The 16,869-nt window shown below is 51.1% G+C and carries 13 protein-coding genes and 1 tRNA gene; 9 read left to right on the top strand and 5 right to left on the bottom strand.

The window, feature by feature from the left end:
* Nucleotides 1-876: 876 nt before the first annotated feature.
* Together AC07UY_RS01940 and AC07UY_RS01935 are read right to left on the bottom strand one after the other, a co-directional pair.
* Entirely contained in the window at nucleotides 877-1,278 is a 402-nt protein-coding gene (locus tag AC07UY_RS01940; protein ID WP_494700652.1) for a hypothetical protein, read from the bottom strand.
* Entirely contained in the window at nucleotides 1,257-2,624 is a 1,368-nt protein-coding gene (locus AC07UY_RS01935) for an MFS transporter (RefSeq protein ID WP_494700651.1), read from the bottom strand. The genes AC07UY_RS01940 and AC07UY_RS01935 overlap by 22 nt, the downstream gene beginning before the upstream one ends.
* A 90-nt stretch (nucleotides 2,625-2,714) precedes the next feature.
* On the opposite strand from AC07UY_RS01935, the gene AC07UY_RS01930 reads away from it, so the two are divergent.
* A complete protein-coding gene (locus AC07UY_RS01930) occupies nucleotides 2,715-3,602 on the top strand; it encodes a LysR family transcriptional regulator (protein WP_494700650.1) in 888 nt (295 codons plus the stop codon).
* Nucleotides 3,603-3,880: 278 nt separating this feature from the next.
* Complete coding sequence (locus AC07UY_RS01925; RefSeq protein WP_494700649.1) at nucleotides 3,881-4,321, top strand: hypothetical protein; 441 nt, start codon at nucleotides 3,881-3,883, stop codon at nucleotides 4,319-4,321.
* Between the two features lie 152 nt (nucleotides 4,322-4,473).
* Here the strand turns inward: AC07UY_RS01925 and AC07UY_RS01920 are convergent.
* Together AC07UY_RS01920 and actS are read right to left on the bottom strand one after the other, a co-directional pair.
* Nucleotides 4,474-4,547 (bottom strand) — tRNA-Gly (locus AC07UY_RS01920).
* Nucleotides 4,548-4,626: 79 nt separating this feature from the next.
* Nucleotides 4,627-5,385: an amidase activator ActS gene (actS, locus tag AC07UY_RS01915; RefSeq protein WP_494700648.1), complete on the bottom strand. Its 759-nt coding sequence runs from the start codon at nucleotides 5,383-5,385 to the stop codon at nucleotides 4,627-4,629.
* Between the two features lie 317 nt (nucleotides 5,386-5,702).
* Between actS and xdhA the strand changes: the two genes are divergently transcribed.
* Genes xdhA through xdhC form a run of 3 tightly spaced genes read left to right on the top strand, consistent with a single transcriptional unit; the run spans nucleotide 5,703 to nucleotide 9,368 of the window.
* The gene (gene xdhA, locus AC07UY_RS01910; RefSeq protein ID WP_494700647.1) at nucleotides 5,703-8,003 is read left to right on the top strand and encodes a xanthine dehydrogenase molybdenum-binding subunit XdhA; all 2,301 of its coding nucleotides are present in this window, start codon (nucleotides 5,703-5,705) and stop codon (nucleotides 8,001-8,003) included.
* 10 nt (nucleotides 8,004-8,013) lie between these two features.
* Nucleotides 8,014-8,892: a xanthine dehydrogenase FAD-binding subunit XdhB gene (xdhB, locus tag AC07UY_RS01905; RefSeq protein ID WP_494700646.1), complete on the top strand. Its 879-nt coding sequence runs from the start codon at nucleotides 8,014-8,016 to the stop codon at nucleotides 8,890-8,892.
* Nucleotides 8,889-9,368, top strand: a complete 480-nt coding sequence (xdhC, locus tag AC07UY_RS01900) for a xanthine dehydrogenase iron sulfur-binding subunit XdhC (RefSeq protein ID WP_494700645.1) — start codon at nucleotides 8,889-8,891, stop codon at nucleotides 9,366-9,368. The genes xdhB and xdhC overlap by 4 nt, the downstream gene beginning before the upstream one ends.
* Before the next feature lie 40 nt (nucleotides 9,369-9,408).
* Here xdhC and AC07UY_RS01895 read toward each other — a convergent pair whose 3' ends face one another.
* Nucleotides 9,409-11,187, bottom strand: a complete 1,779-nt coding sequence (locus AC07UY_RS01895) for a sigma 54-interacting transcriptional regulator (protein ID WP_494660740.1) — start codon at nucleotides 11,185-11,187, stop codon at nucleotides 9,409-9,411.
* A gap of 485 nt (nucleotides 11,188-11,672) precedes the next feature.
* Here AC07UY_RS01895 and ygeW point away from each other — a divergent pair, with 485 nt between their 5' ends.
* Genes ygeW through hydA form a run of 4 tightly spaced genes read left to right on the top strand, consistent with a single transcriptional unit; the run spans nucleotide 11,673 to nucleotide 16,863 of the window.
* Nucleotides 11,673-12,860 carry a knotted carbamoyltransferase YgeW gene (gene ygeW, locus AC07UY_RS01890; protein ID WP_192613383.1) on the top strand — a complete coding sequence of 396 codons (1,188 nt, stop codon included), beginning with the start codon at nucleotides 11,673-11,675 and terminating at the stop codon, nucleotides 12,858-12,860.
* 57 nt (nucleotides 12,861-12,917) lie between these two features.
* Nucleotides 12,918-14,114: a diaminopropionate ammonia-lyase gene (gene dpaL, locus AC07UY_RS01885; RefSeq protein WP_494700644.1), complete on the top strand. Its 1,197-nt coding sequence runs from the start codon at nucleotides 12,918-12,920 to the stop codon at nucleotides 14,112-14,114.
* A 57-nt stretch (nucleotides 14,115-14,171) separates the two neighbouring features.
* Nucleotides 14,172-15,383: a YgeY family selenium metabolism-linked hydrolase gene (locus AC07UY_RS01880; RefSeq protein WP_494700643.1), complete on the top strand. Its 1,212-nt coding sequence runs from the start codon at nucleotides 14,172-14,174 to the stop codon at nucleotides 15,381-15,383.
* Between the two features lie 52 nt (nucleotides 15,384-15,435).
* The gene (hydA, locus tag AC07UY_RS01875) at nucleotides 15,436-16,863 is read left to right on the top strand and encodes a dihydropyrimidinase (protein WP_494700642.1); all 1,428 of its coding nucleotides are present in this window, start codon (nucleotides 15,436-15,438) and stop codon (nucleotides 16,861-16,863) included.
* Nucleotides 16,864-16,869: the final 6 nt, after the last annotated feature.

The raw sequence follows: 16,869 nt of genomic DNA, 5'->3' as shown, positions 1-16,869 counted from the left end.
TGAGGGACGACCCTCGCAGCATCCATGAGGGACACGCTGGCACAATCGCTCAATCCCTCTTCCACCATCGACCTGTAAGGTGCCAGTTCCTTATCCTTAAAGGCGACCTCATTCTCCCCTGACTTAAATGCGGCAGTCTGATTATTCTGTGGCTGGGTCTGGTTGACCGCTGCACGCTATTTAATAACGGCGATGAGAAGGAAGTGAAACGGTCAGGAGGCTTAAAGCCGTGTTACTCAAGGACGCAGATCAGTTTAAGCGCGTCATTTCTGACAGAGTCATGTATTCGCCCAGAGATAGGGGCTTTCCGCTTCTGACCTAAACTAATAACCGGGATGATTAAAATTGCAATGAACTAATATCACATTTAACCATGGTTATAATAGGGCCTTTCGGTTAGTCTGGTTTCTTAAACAGATAAGCCGGACCTCTTTACCGTGGATATCAGCCTTCTCCTGAAAACAATCGTTGCCGCGATCCTTGTTCTGTGGGCCGTTGATGCTCTAAGGACAAAGCGAAAAAAAGAGCATAGCGACCCTGCTATTGCAGAGGCTGATGCCAGAGAACGGCATCAATGGCGCTATGTCAGATGGGGGTTCCGGGTAATACAAATCGCATGTTCAATGTATTTCGTCCTGTCAGCAATTAAGTTCATAATGACATAGCTACGGAATACTGAGTTATTCGAAGATGAGATATTCTGATAATTAACCTCACCCTGCAATCTAACGGCATTTAATGCTCGCCACATAATATCATTCAAAAATCGCAACTACAGCCGCCCTTGAAACATCAAATGTAGTGATGTGATGGACGCCCTTTCCTGTATGTGGTCAGTCAGATTTCGGAACTGTTCAAGGTAATATGACTTCATCATCAGTCCGCAATCGCTGTTTCATGCAGATAATGCCAGCAGGGTTGCTCATTCTGGATATCAATCACAGCAACCGACCAGCGAGAGTGCACATTGCCCTCATTGCGGTGAGTTTCACGGTAACGGCAAATGACTGAAGACGCCGACAACTGAAGGGTTTCAAAGCTATCAATGTCAATTTGCAGGTTCGGGCGACCACCTGTGTTATTGCGAAACAGGTTTTCCACCTCCGCAAAACCAATATTCTGCCCTTTCATGGTCACCATTTTGAACGACGGGCTGAAACTGCCGAGCAGGCGATTCAACGCGGCGGGATAATCAGAGCGCCCCGCGAACACCTCTTCAATCCATTGATGCAGCTCTACTACGCTTTGATGTGCAATTAATTCTCTTTTTGATTGCATAACGACTCCGGTTGTTTATTGAGTGACATAAGAGCAAGCAGGGGCAGCAGGCCAAGCAGCGCAGCAATAAGGAAGGCCGTGTGATAAGCAGATGTTGTCGTAGTGTGTTGCTGCAACAGATTAAACAACAGTGTGAAAAGCGCAGCACCAACGCTAAATGACATCTGTCGGTTGAGGTTCCAGACCGTGCTGGCCCGGGACAAATGTTCGCCGCTGAAGTCGATCATCGCGGTAGTTTGTGCGGTATTTGCGCCAATACCGCCACCTATACCCATTAGCAAATATGCCAGTACCAGCACAGGCAACCCGTAGTCGGCACCCACCAGCGACAACAGCGCAATACCCGCCGCATGGCAGATCAAACCAGGGAGAAAGAGTTTTGCCGCACCAACACGGTTATAGAAACGACCACAGACGCTCATAGCACAGAACGATCCGGCTGCGTACAACACCATCAGTAGCCCGGTTTCACTGGCACCCCACCCCATCACCTGTTGTAGGAAGAAGATATTAAGCAGGTTCACACCCGTAAAAATGCCCGGCACGGCGTAATACACCAGCACAGAGAAGCGCATTCGCGGATTGCTCAACACACTGAGATCCACAATAGCATCAGGCTGTCGACGATAATGGCGCACATACAGCGCGGCAAAAATGACGCCCACTATCACCAACCCCAGCGGCAACGCCGGATTTGTCGCATCTGCATAAAGCGACATCCCCATCAACAAAGCCACCAGAGCAAGGCTTACCAGCACCAGACCGGCAAGATCCGGGCGTTGGGCTGTGGTTTTCTCAGCGTTAATCCACCACCATGCCAGAGCAGCAGTGAGCAGGCTGAACGGAATATTACACAGGAAAACCCAGCGCCAAGAGAAGTGATCAACAATCGTGCCGCCCGCCGCAGGTGAGATCGCGGGTGCGATCAGTGCGACGGCCATAATCAGCGTTGAGATCCTGGCCCGCTCGTTTTTTTGAAACAAACCAAATGTCAGCGTCTGACCGACCGGAATCAATAATCCTCCGCCTGCACCTTGTAAAAAGCGAAATATAATCAACCCGTTAAAGTCGGTTGATAATCCGGCGCACAACGCCCCCACAGTAAATACCGCCATTGAGGCCATCATGGTCATCCGCACCCCTATATGGCTGGCGATCCAGGTACTTAATGGGATTATCAGGGTCAGACCTAAAATATAGCTGTTGGCAACCCACGCCACGCTGGATTCAGAGACATGCAACTGACGGGAAATATCCGGCAAGGCGATTGCTGACATAAAAATATTTATGCAATCGATGAAAAAACCGGCTAAAAATAGCGTCGCAACGCGATAACGATATGTCATTTTGACCTCCGCTGCGCAGTCTAGACTGGCTTGACCAGCGGCGTCGATTAAACTAGATTAAACACGTTGTTTACTAAAATTTAACGCTTAATGTTTAATCACCTTAATCGAATTCAAACTTTCATCTCCGTTGTAGATTGTGGCTCCTTTACCAAAGCCGCAGAGCGCCTGTTCATCAGCAAGGCAATGGCCAGTATCCATGTGAAATCGCTTGAAGAAGTGCTGAATGTGCCATTGCTCATCCGCAATACGCGCGGCATTTCGCTGACAGAAGCAGGAGAAGTGCTGTACAACGATTTTCGCGAGATCTTCGTCAACATCCAGACTTCGTTGGAAAATATATCCGACAGCCATCGTTCGCTCTCAGGTACGCTAAGTGTTACTTCAACAACTGAATTTGGTGAATATTATTTGTTGCCGATGATAAGTCAGTTTTGCCAGCTTAATCCGAATTTAAATATTAATTATTATGCCGACTCTTCAATGAATGATTTAGTGACTGAGCGGCTTGATCTGGCAATTCGACTGGGCTCTTTACGCGATTCTTCATTGAAAAGCCGAAAACTGGCAAGTTACCCGATTGTTCTGGTCGCCTCTGCCTGCTGGCTTGAAAATAATCCCCTCAGTTCACCAGAAGATATGAATACCGCGCCGTGGATCGCCAACAGCAATTTACAGGCCCCGACACAATGGACGCTGACAGATGAAAAAGGGCAACCGTTTGATGTCCGCGCAGTTGCCAGATTCCACTCAAATACCTCAACAGCGATTAAATCTATGGCCTGCGCCGGACTCGGTATCGCCGTATTACCCGAATGGCTAGTCAGATCTGAAATCGCCAGCGGCAAACTGGTACAACTCTTTCCCGATTATAAACTGCCGGTTCAGGACATCACTATTGTCTACGCTGGTGACCATCGGATCAGCCTTAAATGCCGCAAGTTTATTGATTACCTGGTACAGAATTTGGAGTTATAAGACTGGGTATGCCGGAAGATCTCGAAATGTGAATGGTACGATTATGCGGGATGGTTACGGTGCAGAGATACAGTAACCAGAGAAAAATGATAGCAGGGCTATCAGAGATTTCATTTAAAGAATTTTTCATCTATTTATTTTCAGCGATTCTGACTTAGATAATGCCGAATCAAATCTTTTTCGAGCTATTTTACTGACCTACTCCCCTCCGTAATTATATTCAAACATTAAGCTGAATGTTAGATTAACAAGTGTCAAATACTCAGGAAGAGCCAGCAATGGTCACGATCACTAAAACTTACGAGAAAATAGCCCCGAAACTTGATGACATGGTGCGCCGTGGTTTCAGCGACATTGAGCTAAAGTATGGGAGCCAAAATGAAATCTATGCCTACGGCGAAAGAAAGTTGTTAGCCGAAGAATTTCGCAAGCTCTTCCCCGAAAAGATGAATGATATTCCGCAAGACTTCCCACCTGATGCGACTGTGATCGTAGAAGACATGGTTTTGCTCTATAAACCCCGCAACGGGCAATTCACAAAGCCAGCCTCTGAAACACAGCTAAAACATCACCAGGCTTTCAGTGATTGGTGTCATGCCAATACTGGTAGAGGAAAAGGCTACAACCAGGCAACAAAGAATTCGGTTAATGCGATTTACATCATAGGAATCATCATAATGATTGGGCTTACTTTCTGGGCTTTGTCAAACGTTCGCTAAAACTTAGCGTTTGCAGTCCAGCCAAACGGATTATTTGAATCATGCTTGTAGCCCGATTTGGGTTACACAGTAGGTTACAGTCAGCTACTGTTGGGAGGCTTTACGCCACGTCCCTAAGGGATTCAATGAGATAGGTACTGAAAGAATGGTCATGGAGCGGGCGAAGGGAATCGAACCCTCGTATAGAGCTTGGGAAGCTCTCGTTCTACCATTGAACTACGCCCGCTTTGAATTGCGTAAGGCATTATAAACCTTACGCTCTTGTTAGCAAGGGACTCGCACACTGACTGGCGATTAATTCGCCGTCAGCATTTTGGTTTACTCCCTTGCGGCGGTAAATATCGCAGAGGATCGATCGCCGTAGCGCGATAGCGGATCTGGAAGTGCAGCCGCACGGAAGCGGCGTCAGAGCTCCCCATCGTGGCAATTTTCTGCCCGGCTTTCACGTTTTGCCCGTTATTCACCAGCATCGTGTCGTTATGCGCGTACGCAGTGATGTATTCCTCATTGTGTTTAATCATGATGAGGTTGCCGTAGCCACGCAATTGGTTGCCGACATACACCACCTTCCCGGCGCCCGCCGCATAGATAGGGGTTCCAGACGCGGCGGAAATATCAATCCCTTTATTACCGCCATCCGCTGTCGAATACCGCAGAATAACTTTACCGTTGGCTGGCCATACCCAGCAACGTTGCCCCACCGGTGGCCAGGAAGACTGCGGCACCGCAGAAGACGGTGTAACAGCAGCCGTTTTTGTCGAGGATTTCGTTGTCTTTTTGCTGGATGCTGTACTGGTTTTGGCTCCGCCGCTGACTTTCAGTTTTTGCCCTACTTCGATGGTATAAGGCGGCGAAATTCCGTTAAGACGCGCAATTTCTTTAACGCTGGTTCCCGTCACACGCGAAATGCGATAGAGCGTATCCCCGCGCTTCACAGTATAAACAGAACCAGAATAGCTGCCTGCATCAGAGGATTGATCGCTGGAGCAACCGGCTAATAGCAGCCCCGCGCACAGTAACATCGCAATACTCAGGCTATTTTTGTTCAGGCATCCCGCACTCAAAACCATTCCTCGCAATATTTCCAGACACCCTATAATAACAGCCAGAAGCCGGATGCCCAATGTATTGCGTCCGGAAAGGCTCGCCATGAGCGGTATCACGACGTGACGCCCGTGTATCACAATGATTTGATTAAACTCATAATGATAAGTGGAGTAGACAGAATTCTGCGGTTATTACCATCATGGCAGCGTTATATTTTTAACATCATCACACTTCCCTGACATCCTGCCGCCAATTTGGGCTTCTGGCGTAATTCTTGCCTGATTTGACGAATACATGGCCTTAAGAACCAAATGTTCAAATCAAGGGGACGTCTATGGAAGCGCGGGAAGCAACCGCAACCGGGGAATCATGCATGCGCGTGGATGCCATTGCGAAAGTCACCGGGCGGGCTCGATACACTGATGATTATGTTATGGCGGGCATGTGCTACGCGAAATACGTTCGTAGCCCTATTGCCCATGGTTATGCCGCCAGCATCAACTGTGACCAGGCCAAAAATTTGCCTGGGGTGCTGGCCGTCTTTACCTGGGAGGATGTGCCTGATATTCCGTTTGCGACAGCAGGTCATGCATGGAGCCTGGATGACAAGAAACGTGATGTTGCCGACCGTTATCTGCTGACCCGCCACGTCCGCCATCACGGAGATGCTGTCGCTATCGTCGTGGCAAGAGATGAATTAACCGCAGAAAAAGCAGCGCTGCTGGTCAGCGTCGAATGGCAATCGCTACCTGTGATTACCACGCCGGAAGCGGCTCTGGCGCCTGACGCCGTCGAGATTCATGCCGGTGGAAATCTGCTTAAACAGAGCGAAATGACAACCGGTAATGTACAGCAAGCGATTGATGCGGCGGACTATAAGATTCAGGGCCGCTATCAGACTCCCGTCATTCAGCATTGCCATATGGAAAGCGTGACCTCTTTTGCCTGGATGGAAGAGGATTCCCGGATTTCAATCGTCTCCAGCACACAGATCCCCCATATTGTGCGTCGGGTAGTTGGTCAGGCGCTTGGTATTCCGTGGTCGTGCGTTCGTGTTATCAAACCGTATGTCGGCGGTGGTTTTGGCAACAAGCAGGATGTGCTGGAAGAACCGATGGCGGCATTTCTGACCAGCAAACTCGGCGGCATTCCAGTGAAAGTGTCTCTCAGCCGCGAAGAGTGTTTCCTCGCTTCGCGCACCCGCCATGCGTTTACGATTAGCGGGCAACTGGGCATTAACCGTGACGGCACGCTGAAAGGCTACAGTCTTGATGTCCTGTCAAATACCGGTGCCTACGCCTCGCACGGCCACTCCATCGCTTCCGCCGGTGGTAATAAGGTCGCGTATCTTTATCCTCGCAGCGCTTACGCTTACCGCTCCACGACGTGCTACACCAATCTCCCCTCCGCAGGCGCGATGCGCGGATATGGCGCGCCACAGGTGGTATTCGCCGTAGAATCCATGTTGGATGACGCCGCCGCCGCATTGGGCATCGATCCGGTAGACATCCGTTTACGTAATGCTGCCCGAGAGGGAGATTCGAATCCAATAACGGGAAAACGCATCTACAGTGCAGGACTCCCGGAATGTCTGGAAAAAGGCCGCGAGCTGTTCGAGTGGGATACGCGCCGCGCTGAATGCCAGAACCATCCGCAGGGTAATATCCGTCGGGGGATTGGCGTCGCCTGCTTTAGTTATACGTCCAACACCTGGCCTGTAGGGGTCGAGATCTCCGGCGCCCGTCTGTTGATGAATCAGGACGGAACGATCAACGTTCAGAGCGGCGCTACCGAAATTGGTCAGGGGGCCGATACCGTGTTCTCGCAGATGGTGGCTGAAACCGTCGGCGTACCGGTCAGCGATGTGCACGTCATTTCAACACAGGACACCGATATTACGCCGTTCGACCCAGGCGCATTCGCCTCTCGCCAGAGTTATGTTGCCGCTCCGGCACTGCGTAAAGCGGCATTGCAGTTGCGGGAAAAGATCCTGGCGCATGCAGCTGAAATAGTGCACCAGTCAGCCATGAGTCTGACGCTGAAGGGCGGCAATATCGTCCTCACCGATCGTCCAGACGATCCGTTACTGTCATTAAAAGATCTGGCCATGGATACGTTTTATCATCCGGAACGCGGCGGTCAACTATCGGCAGAATGCTCGGTAAAGACAACCTCGAATCCGCCCGCGTTTGGCTGCACGTTTGTCGATCTGACGGTCGATATCGCGTTGTGCAAGGTCACCATCAACCGAATCCTTAACGTCCACGATTCCGGGCACATCCTGAACCCGTTGCTGGCGAAAGGTCAGGTCCACGGCGGTATGGGGATGGGCATTGGCTGGTCGCTGTTTGAAGAGATGATCATCGATGCAGACAGCGGCATTGTGCGTAATCCCAACCTTCTGGATTACAAAATGCCCACCATGCCCGACCTCCCGCAGTTGGAAAGCGCCTTTGTCGAAACGCAGGAGCCGCAATCCGCTTACGGACATAAATCGCTGGGTGAACCCCCCATCATTCCCGTCGCAGCGGCCATTCGCAATGCAGTAAGAATGGCAACAGGCGTAGCGATAGACACGCTGCCCCTGACGCCGAAACGTCTGTTTGAGGAGTTCCATCTGGCAGGTTTGATTTGAGGATATCACCATGTTTGATTTTGCTTCTTACCACCGCGCTTCGGCTATTTCCGATGCCATCAGCCTGCTGACAAGCTATCCGCAAGCGAAACTGCTGGCTGGTGGGACCGACGTGCTGATTCAACTTCATCATCACAATGACCGCTATCGCCATATTGTCGATATTCACAATCTGGCGGAGCTGAAAGGGATTACGATTAACGACAATGGCGCACTGCGAATAGGCTCCGCCACCACCTTTAACGAACTGATTGAACACCCTTTAACGCAACGTCATCTCCCTGCGTTGTGCGCCGCAGCCGCCTCCATTGCCGGGCCGCAAATCCGTAACGTCGCCACCTACGGCGGCAATATATGCAACGGCGCGACCAGCGCAGACTCTGCGACGCCAACCTTAATCTATAACGCCACACTTGAGATTCACTCACCAAAAGGGGTGCGTTTCGCCGCGATTAACGGTTTTCACACCGGTCCTGGCAAGGTTTCTCTTGAGCATGATGAAATTCTGGTCGCCTTCCACTTCCCACCGCAGCCTGCAACCCATAGCGGCAGCGCGCATTTTAAATATGCAATGCGTGACGCCATGGATATATCCACCATCGGTTGCGCAGCATTCTGTCGACTGGATAACAGTAATTTCAGTGAGTTAAGGCTGGCTTTTGGCGTCGCTGCACCAACGCCAATCCGCTGTCAGCATGCCGAACAGACAGCGCAAAATGCACCATTAACCCAGCAAACGCTGGACGCCATCAGCGAAGCCGTCATACAGGACGTCGCTCCGCGCTCTTCCTGGCGTGCCAGTAAGGAGTTTCGTCTACATCTCATCCAGACAATGACGAAAAAAGTGATCAGTGAAGCCGTCGTCGCGGCGGGGGGAGTACTGCAATGAACCACACCGACAGAATCGCGATGGAATGCGAAATCAATGGCATCCCTTTTCAGCTAAGCATCATGCCGGGGATGCCGCTTTCCGAACTGTTACGCGAACAGGGATTGCTCAGCGTGAAGCAAGGGTGCTGTGTGGGTGAGTGCGGCGCTTGTACCGTACTTGTCGACGGAACTGCCATCGACAGCTGTCTGTATCTGGCGGCATGGGCGGAAGGAAAGCATATCCGCACTCTGGAAGGCGAATCGGTTGGCGGTCAGCTTTCCCACGTTCAAATGGCTTACGCGAAATCCGGCGCCGTACAGTGCGGCTTTTGCACGCCAGGTTTGATCATGGCGACAACCGCGATGCTGGCTAAACCGCGTATTCAACCGCTAACCATTCTTGAGATCCGCCGTGGCCTGGCAGGGAATCTGTGTCGTTGCACCGGTTATCAGATGATCGTCGATACCGTGCAACGCTGTGAAGAGCAGAAATAATCTACTATCCGGTCTGAGTGCAGGCCGGATAGTAAAAGATTTATACGTTCAACAGCTCATACTTTTTGATCTTGCGATACAGCGTGGCGATACCGATGCCGAGCTCATCTGCCACCTGCTTTTTACTCGAGTGTCGGGACAGCGCTTCACGGATCATCTGTTTTTCCATCTCTTCCAGCGCAGTACCTCCGGCATCATCAGACAGCAGATGCGTGGCGCTGGTGACAACCCCTTCTGTGTCTGGCGCTTTACCATTGCTGGTAAGATTCGGTGGTAAAAGCGTACTGTCTATCACTTCACCGGAGGGAACAACGTTAACCAGATACTCCATTAGATTACTCAACTCGCGCAGGTTGCCCGGCCAACGATGGTGCCTGAGCAGAGCCACAACATCCGGTGCGATACCCGGATAAACCAGCCCCAAACGGCGAGTATGCAGATGCAGGAAGTAATGCACCAACAGTTCGATGTCCTCCTGGCGTTCGCGTAGGGGTGGTAACGTGAGCGGAATGACGTTCAGGCGGTAGAAGAGGTCTTCGCGGAACTTCCCCTCAGCAATGAACTGCCCAAGGTTCTGGTTAGTGGCCGAGATAATACGAATATCGACCTGTACCGGGCTACTGGCACCAATGGGCAAAACCTCCCTCGCTTCAATAGCTCTTAGCAATTTCGCCTGCAACATTAACGGCATATCGCCAATCTCATCCAGAAACAGCGTTCCGGTGTTAGCCGCCTGAATCAGACCTGTTTTTCCGTTAGCAGATGCGCCGGTAAACGCGCCTTTCACATAACCAAACAGTTCACTTTCCAGCAACTGCTCCGGAATAGCAGCACAGTTAATGGCGATAAAGGGCTTATTTCGTCGCTCACTCAGTTTGTGGATAGCCCTGGCAACAACCTCTTTTCCTGTACCGCTTTCCCCCACAATCATAATGCTGGAAGGACTGGGGGCGATGCGGCCAATCAACCGCTTAAGCTGGCGCATAACCCGACATTCGCCAACCAGTTGCTCAATATGCGGTTCGTCCGGAGCAATCGCCACGGACGAACTGGTATGCGACTGGTGGAATGCCATCAGGAATAATTGCCGCCCCTGAACACTATGTAACTGACCAATAATCAGCTCGCTTTTATCATCCCATGAGACAATATGTTGCATATGTCCATGGGTGAAATTACTTTCAAACGTTAACGGCCTGAACCTGACTGATTTGCCAACCATATTATTCTGTACAACACCGAGTATTTTCAGCGCCGTTTGATTCGCAAACTGCACACGGTTATCTTCATCAATAACCAACACGCCCTGATCCATATTCTCAATCATCGTAGAGAATATTTTACTGATACTGTCACTCCCTCCCTGATCCTCCAGAAGTTTCGAAACGAAGATCGTGGATATATGGCGAACGTAATCTGAAAATTCCCGTAGGTTGTCATTGATATGTTCTTGCTGCTCATGCGTTACGGCAATCAGGCTTATCACTCCCACACATCGCTCCTGTAAAATAACCGGGGTTCCCAGGAAGGCTTTCTCACGGCAATTTTCTTTGCTGTCGCACCCTTCGCACAGCGGATCAAATCGGGAATGTGTGACGACTTTTTCTTTTTTTGTTTCCAGAACATAGCTCAGAAGTCTGGAATTCCCGCTCAATTGACGACCGAGAAATTTTCCATAAGCGCCAGTACCTGCGACTCGGCACAGGTTCTCATCAACGATCTCAACCTCAAGTTGCAAAACGCTGGCAAGCATTCTGGCGAAACGCTGAATTGTCGGTTGAATATGCATCAAAACGGACTGCGTAGTTGCAAGCACCATGTTTTACCTTCCGAATCGCTTAAATGACTGATCATTTAGGACATTTATGGTTCGTAAAATATAATGATATTAACTCAGACAGAATTTACTTTGATAGAAACACGGGCTGTTTATCATTTTCTAATGAAATTATGGAAGAGAAATCACATTTCCATATCAATATGAGAATTACCGGCATTAGTTTATCAAACTGACGAGTCGTAACGTACGCACCAACATTAATTCTTACGACGACCCACAGTGACGAATGCAATATTTAAAAGCCAAACGTTTTCGTTTATTCATTCCTTTAGGATGCTTCAGCATAATTTGTGATCAGGAGCACATATAGTCTGACAAAATATCCTTTCGCCGCCATTTATATAATTCTGGCACACTTATTGTTAGTCCCAGGTATGGCTGTGATAACCCCAATCAGGAGGCTTAGTCACAGTGAAACAAAATAAACCGTTTTTTGCCTGTCATTCCACTACCGGGACCTTACGATGAAAACTGTTAATGAGCTGATAAAGGATATCAATTCGCTGACCTCACACCTTCATGAGAAGGACTTTTTGTTAACGTGGGAGCAGACGCCGGACGAACTAAAACAAGTACTGGATGTTGCTGCGGCGCTGAAAATACTGCGTGCCGAGAATATCGCGACGAAGGTCTTCAATAGTGGATTAGGTATCTCTGTTTTCCGCGATAACTCCACCCGTACTCGCTTCTCTTATGCCTCCGCCCTCAACCTGCTCGGTCTGGCTCAGCAGGATCTCGACGAAGGAAAATCACAAATCGCTCACGGTGAAACCGTGCGTGAAACGGCCAACATGATCTCTTTCTGTGCCGATGCTATCGGCATTCGCGACGACATGTATCTTGGCGCAGGCAACGCCTATATGCGCGAAGTTGGCGCCGCGCTTGATGACGGTTACAAACAGGGCGTCCTGCCGCAGCGTCCAGCGCTGGTCAACTTACAGTGCGACATCGACCACCCGACCCAAGCGATGGCCGACCTTGCCTGGCTGCGCGAACACTTTGGCTCGCTGGAAAACCTGAAAGGTAAAAAAATCGCCATGACCTGGGCTTACTCACCCAGCTACGGTAAACCCCTTTCCGTACCGCAGGGCATTATCGGTCTGATGACCCGCTTCGGCATGGACGTCACGCTGGCGCATCCTGAAGGCTATGACCTGATCCCAGATGTTATCGAAGTCGCGAAAAACAACGCCAATGCCTCAGGCGGCAGTTTCCGTCAGGTCACCAGTATGGAAGAGGCATTCAAGGACGCCGACATCGTTTATCCGAAGTCATGGGCCCCGTACAAAGTGATGGAAAAACGCACGGAACTTCTGCGCGCTGACGATCACGCAGCCCTGAAAGATCTGGAAAAACAGTGTCTGGAACAGAACGCGAAGCATAAAGACTGGCACTGCACTGAAGAGATGATGAAGCTCACCCGCGATGGTGAGGCACTTTACATGCACTGCCTGCCAGCAGATATCAGCGGCGTCTCCTGCAAAGAGGGGGAAGTCACCGAGGAAGTGTTCGAAAAATATCGCATTGCCACCTACAAAGAAGCCAGCTGGAAACCGTACATCATCGCCGCGATGATCCTGTCCCGTAAATATCCAAAACCAGGCGCATTGCTTGAGCAATTGCTGAAAGAAGCACAAGTACGCATGAAATAAAATCCCGAGCCGACCTGCCGGTCGGCTCTCCATTTCTGGAGGCCAAAAGGATAGGATATGTCCGTGTTCTCATTGAAGATCGATATTGCCGATAACCATTTTTATACTGGCGAAACGTCACCGCTCTTTTCGCAGAAACAAGCCAGAGTGGCACGCCAGTTCCACCAGAAAATCGCAGGATATCATCCGACGCCGCTCCGCGCGCTGGACTGCCTTGCCAGCCTCTTTGGCGTGAAAAAAATCCTCGTCAAAGATGAATCACAACGTTTTGGACTTAACGCATTCAAGATGCTCGGTGGTGCCTACGCCATCGCCCGACTGCTCTGCGAAAAATATCATCTTGATATAGAGACGCTGTCCTTCGAGCAGCTCAAAAAAACCATTGGCGAAAAAATGACGTTCGCCACAACCACTGACGGTAACCATGGTCGTGGCATCGCATGGGCAGCCCAACAACTCGGGCAAAATGCGGTTATTTACATGCCTAAAGGCTCCGCCCAGGAACGGGTTGATGCCATTCTCAACCTCGGTGCAGAGTGTATTGTCACCGACATGAACTATGACGATACCGTTCGCCTGACCATGCAGCATGCCCAACAAAATGGCTGGGAAGTGGTGCAGGATACCGCCTGGGAAGGCTATACCAAAATTCCCACCTGGATTATGCAGGGTTACGCCACTCTGGCTGATGAAGCGGTGGAGCAGATGCGTGAGATGGGCGTTACACCTACCCACGTTCTGCTGCAAGCTGGCGTTGGCGCAATGGCGGGCGGCGTACTGGGCTACCTGGTGGATGTCTACACTCCGCAACAGCTACGCAGCATCATCGTCGAGCCGGATAAAGCCGACTGCATTTATCGTTCAGGCGTAAAAGGCGACATCGTTAATGTCGGCGGCGATATGGCCACCATCATGGCCGGTCTGGCCTGTGGTGAACCGAACCCGCTCGGCTGGGAAATTTTGCGTAACTGCTCCACACAGTTTATCTCCTGCCAGGACAGCGTTGCCGCGCTGGGGATGCGCGTGTTGGGCAATCCATTGGGCAACGATCCGCGAGTCATCTCTGGCGAGTCAGGCGCTGTTGGCTTAGGCGTTCTGGCGGCGGTTCACCACCACCCGTTGCGTCAGACCCTGATGGAAAAACTGGCGTTGAATAAAGACTCCGTCGTGCTGGTTATCAGTACTGAAGGCGATACCGATGTGAAGCACTATCGTGAAGTCGTCTGGGAAGGCAAACATCCGGTCGCACCGTAATCACCCTATTGGAACAGACTCCGTAGGAGATACGGGGTTAAATACTGGAGAAAAATAATGGCTAAGCACATTCCATTCAAATTGATTCTGGAAAAAGCAAAAGACTACCAGGCCGATATGACGCGCTTCCTGCGCGATATGGTCGCCATCCCCAGCGAAAGCTGTGATGAAAAACGCGTCATACATCGTATTAAAGAAGAGATGGAAAAAGTCGGCTTCGATAAAGTAGAAATCGATCCGATGGGCAACATCCTCGGCTATATCGGTCACGGCCCACGCCTGGTCGCGATGGACGCCCACATTGATACCGTAGGTATCGGTAATATCAAAAACTGGGAATTTGATCCCTATAAAGGGATGGAAACCGATGAACTGATCGGCGGGCGCGGTACGTCTGATCAGGAAGGCGGTATGGCGTCAATGGTTTACGCTGGCAAGATCATTAAAGATCTCGGTCTGGAAGATGAATACACGCTGCTTGTCACCGGTACGGTGCAAGAAGAGGACTGCGACGGCCTGTGCTGGCAATACATCATCGAGCAGTCAGGCATCCGTCCGGAATTCGTCGTGAGTACCGAACCTACCGACTGCCAGGTGTATCGCGGACAACGCGGCCGCATGGAAATTCGCATCGATGTGCAGGGTGTCAGTTGCCACGGTTCGGCACCGGAACGCGGAGATAACGCCATCTTCAAAATGGGCCCGATCCTCAACGAATTACAGGATCTTTCACAACATCTGGGCTATGACGAATTCCTCGGCAAAGGCACGCTGACCGTTTCTGAAATCTTCTTCACGTCACCCAGTCGCTGTGCCGTTGCAGACAGCTGCGCTGTTTCTATCGACCGCCGCCTGACCTGGGGTGAAACCTGGGAAGGCGCGCTGGATGAAATCCGCGCCCTGCCTGCGGTCAAGAGCGCAAACGCCGTGGTCTCCATGTACAACTACGACCGTCCATCCTGGACCGGGCTGGTTTACCCGACCGAATGCTACTTCCCGACCTGGAAAGTAGAAGAAGATCATTTCACCGTTAAAGCGCTTGTCAGCGCCTATGAAGGGCTGTTTGGTAAAACGCCGGTCGTTGATAAATGGACCTTCTCCACCAACGGTGTCTCGATCATGGGACGTCACGGAATCCCGGTTATCGGCTTTGGACCAGGCAAAGAACCAGAAGCCCATGCGCCGAACGAGAAAACCTGGAAATCTCATCTGGTCACCTGCGCAGCAATGTACGCGGCTATTCCACTGAGCTGGCTGGCAACACAATAATTATCCTTCTCGCGTCTCCCTCCGGTTCGCCGGGGGGAACATGGAGTCTGCTATGCGCGTATTAATCAAAAATGGCACTGTCGTTAACGCTGACGGACAAGCAAAACAAGACTTACTGATTGAGAGCGGCATCGTACGCCAACTGGACACAGAAATTACGCTGCAGCTCCCCTGTGAAGTTATTGACGCTGCAGGCTGTTACGTTTTCCCCGGTGGCGTGGATGTGCATACACATTTCAATATTGACGTAGGACTCGCCCGTAGCTGTGATGATTTTTTTACCGGTACCCGCGCGGCGGCGTGTGGCGGTACAACAACCATTATCGACCATATGGGATTTGGGCCGACAGGATGCCGGTTGCGTCATCAACTGGAGGTTTATCACGGTTATGCCGCGCACAAAGCGGTGATCGATTACAGCTTCCACGGCGTCATTCAGCATATCAATCACGCCATCCTCGATGAGATCCCGATGATGGTTGATGAGGGGATCAGCAGTTTCAAACTGTATCTGACCTATCAGTACAAACTCAACGATGACGAAACGCTGCAGGCGCTGCGCCGTTTGCATGAGTCCGGCGCGCTGACCACCGTACATCCGGAAAATGACGCCGCTATCGCCAGTAAACGCGCGGAGTTTATCGCAGCAGGGTTAACGTCCCCACGCTATCACGCGCTGAGTCGACCGCTGGAGTGTGAAGCTGAAGCTATCGCCAGGATGATCAATCTTGCTCAGCTCGCCGGCAACGCACCGCTGTATATCGTCCACTTGTCCAACGGATTAGGGCTGGACTATTTACGTCTGGCCAGAGCCAACCATCAACCGGTGTGGGTAGAGACTTGTCCGCAGTATCTCCTGCTCGATGAGCGGCGTTATGACGCAGAAGACGGCATGAAGTTCATTCTCAGCCCGCCATTACGCAATGTCCGCGAGCAGGACAAACTCTGGTGCGGCATCAGCGACGGCGCGATCGATGTGGTGGCTACCGATCACTGTACATTTTCGATGGCGCAGCGCCAGCAGATCTCCGGCGGAGATTTCAGCCGTTGCCCCAATGGGTTACCCGGTGTGGAAAACCGTATGCAGCTCCTTTTCTCCCACGGCGTTATGAGCGGGCGTATTACGCCCGAGCGTTTTGTCGATTTAACCAGCGCAATGCCCGCCAAACTGTTCGGTCTGTGGCCGCAGAAAGGGCGGCTGGCGCCAGGTTCTGATGGCGATGTGGTCATTATCGATCCGCGACAGCGCCAGGAGATTCGCCATACCAACCTGCACGATAACGCCGGTTACTCCCCCTGGGAGGGGTTCCACTGTCAGGGAGCGATTGTCAGAACACTCTCCCGTGGTGAAACCCTCTTCTGCGATGGTGTTTTTACAGGTAAAGCGGGTCGCGGGCGATTCCTGCGACGCAAACCATTTACGCCTCCCGCGATGTCATCACAGCCCGGGATTCATGAAACAGACAACGGAATAAAATGAGTGAGG

The organism is Citrobacter sp. GW821-FHT02E08 (genome assembly GCF_059421685.1).
This window is presented reverse-complemented; position numbering and strand designations above follow the sequence as displayed.

What these genes read in the sequence shown, in the direction of transcription:
- AC07UY_RS01940 (WP_494700652.1), bottom strand. Translation starts at nt 1,278, where the DNA reads ATGCAATCAAAAAGAGAATTAATTGCACATCAAAGCGTAGTAGAGCTG.
- AC07UY_RS01880 (WP_494700643.1), top strand. Translation starts at nt 14,172, where the DNA reads ATGGCTAAGCACATTCCATTCAAATTGATTCTGGAAAAAGCAAAAGAC.
- AC07UY_RS01930 (WP_494700650.1), top strand. Translation starts at nt 2,715, where the DNA reads ATGTTTAATCACCTTAATCGAATTCAAACTTTCATCTCCGTTGTAGAT.
- AC07UY_RS01935 (WP_494700651.1), bottom strand. Translation starts at nt 2,624, where the DNA reads ATGACATATCGTTATCGCGTTGCGACGCTATTTTTAGCCGGTTTTTTC.
- AC07UY_RS01895 (WP_494660740.1), bottom strand. Translation starts at nt 11,187, where the DNA reads ATGGTGCTTGCAACTACGCAGTCCGTTTTGATGCATATTCAACCGACA.
- AC07UY_RS01925 (WP_494700649.1), top strand. Translation starts at nt 3,881, where the DNA reads ATGGTCACGATCACTAAAACTTACGAGAAAATAGCCCCGAAACTTGAT.
- xdhA (WP_494700647.1), top strand. Translation starts at nt 5,703, where the DNA reads ATGGAAGCGCGGGAAGCAACCGCAACCGGGGAATCATGCATGCGCGTG.
- xdhC (WP_494700645.1), top strand. Translation starts at nt 8,889, where the DNA reads ATGAACCACACCGACAGAATCGCGATGGAATGCGAAATCAATGGCATC.
- dpaL (WP_494700644.1), top strand. Translation starts at nt 12,918, where the DNA reads ATGTCCGTGTTCTCATTGAAGATCGATATTGCCGATAACCATTTTTAT.
- hydA (WP_494700642.1), top strand. Translation starts at nt 15,436, where the DNA reads ATGCGCGTATTAATCAAAAATGGCACTGTCGTTAACGCTGACGGACAA.
- xdhB (WP_494700646.1), top strand. Translation starts at nt 8,014, where the DNA reads ATGTTTGATTTTGCTTCTTACCACCGCGCTTCGGCTATTTCCGATGCC.
- ygeW (WP_192613383.1), top strand. Translation starts at nt 11,673, where the DNA reads ATGAAAACTGTTAATGAGCTGATAAAGGATATCAATTCGCTGACCTCA.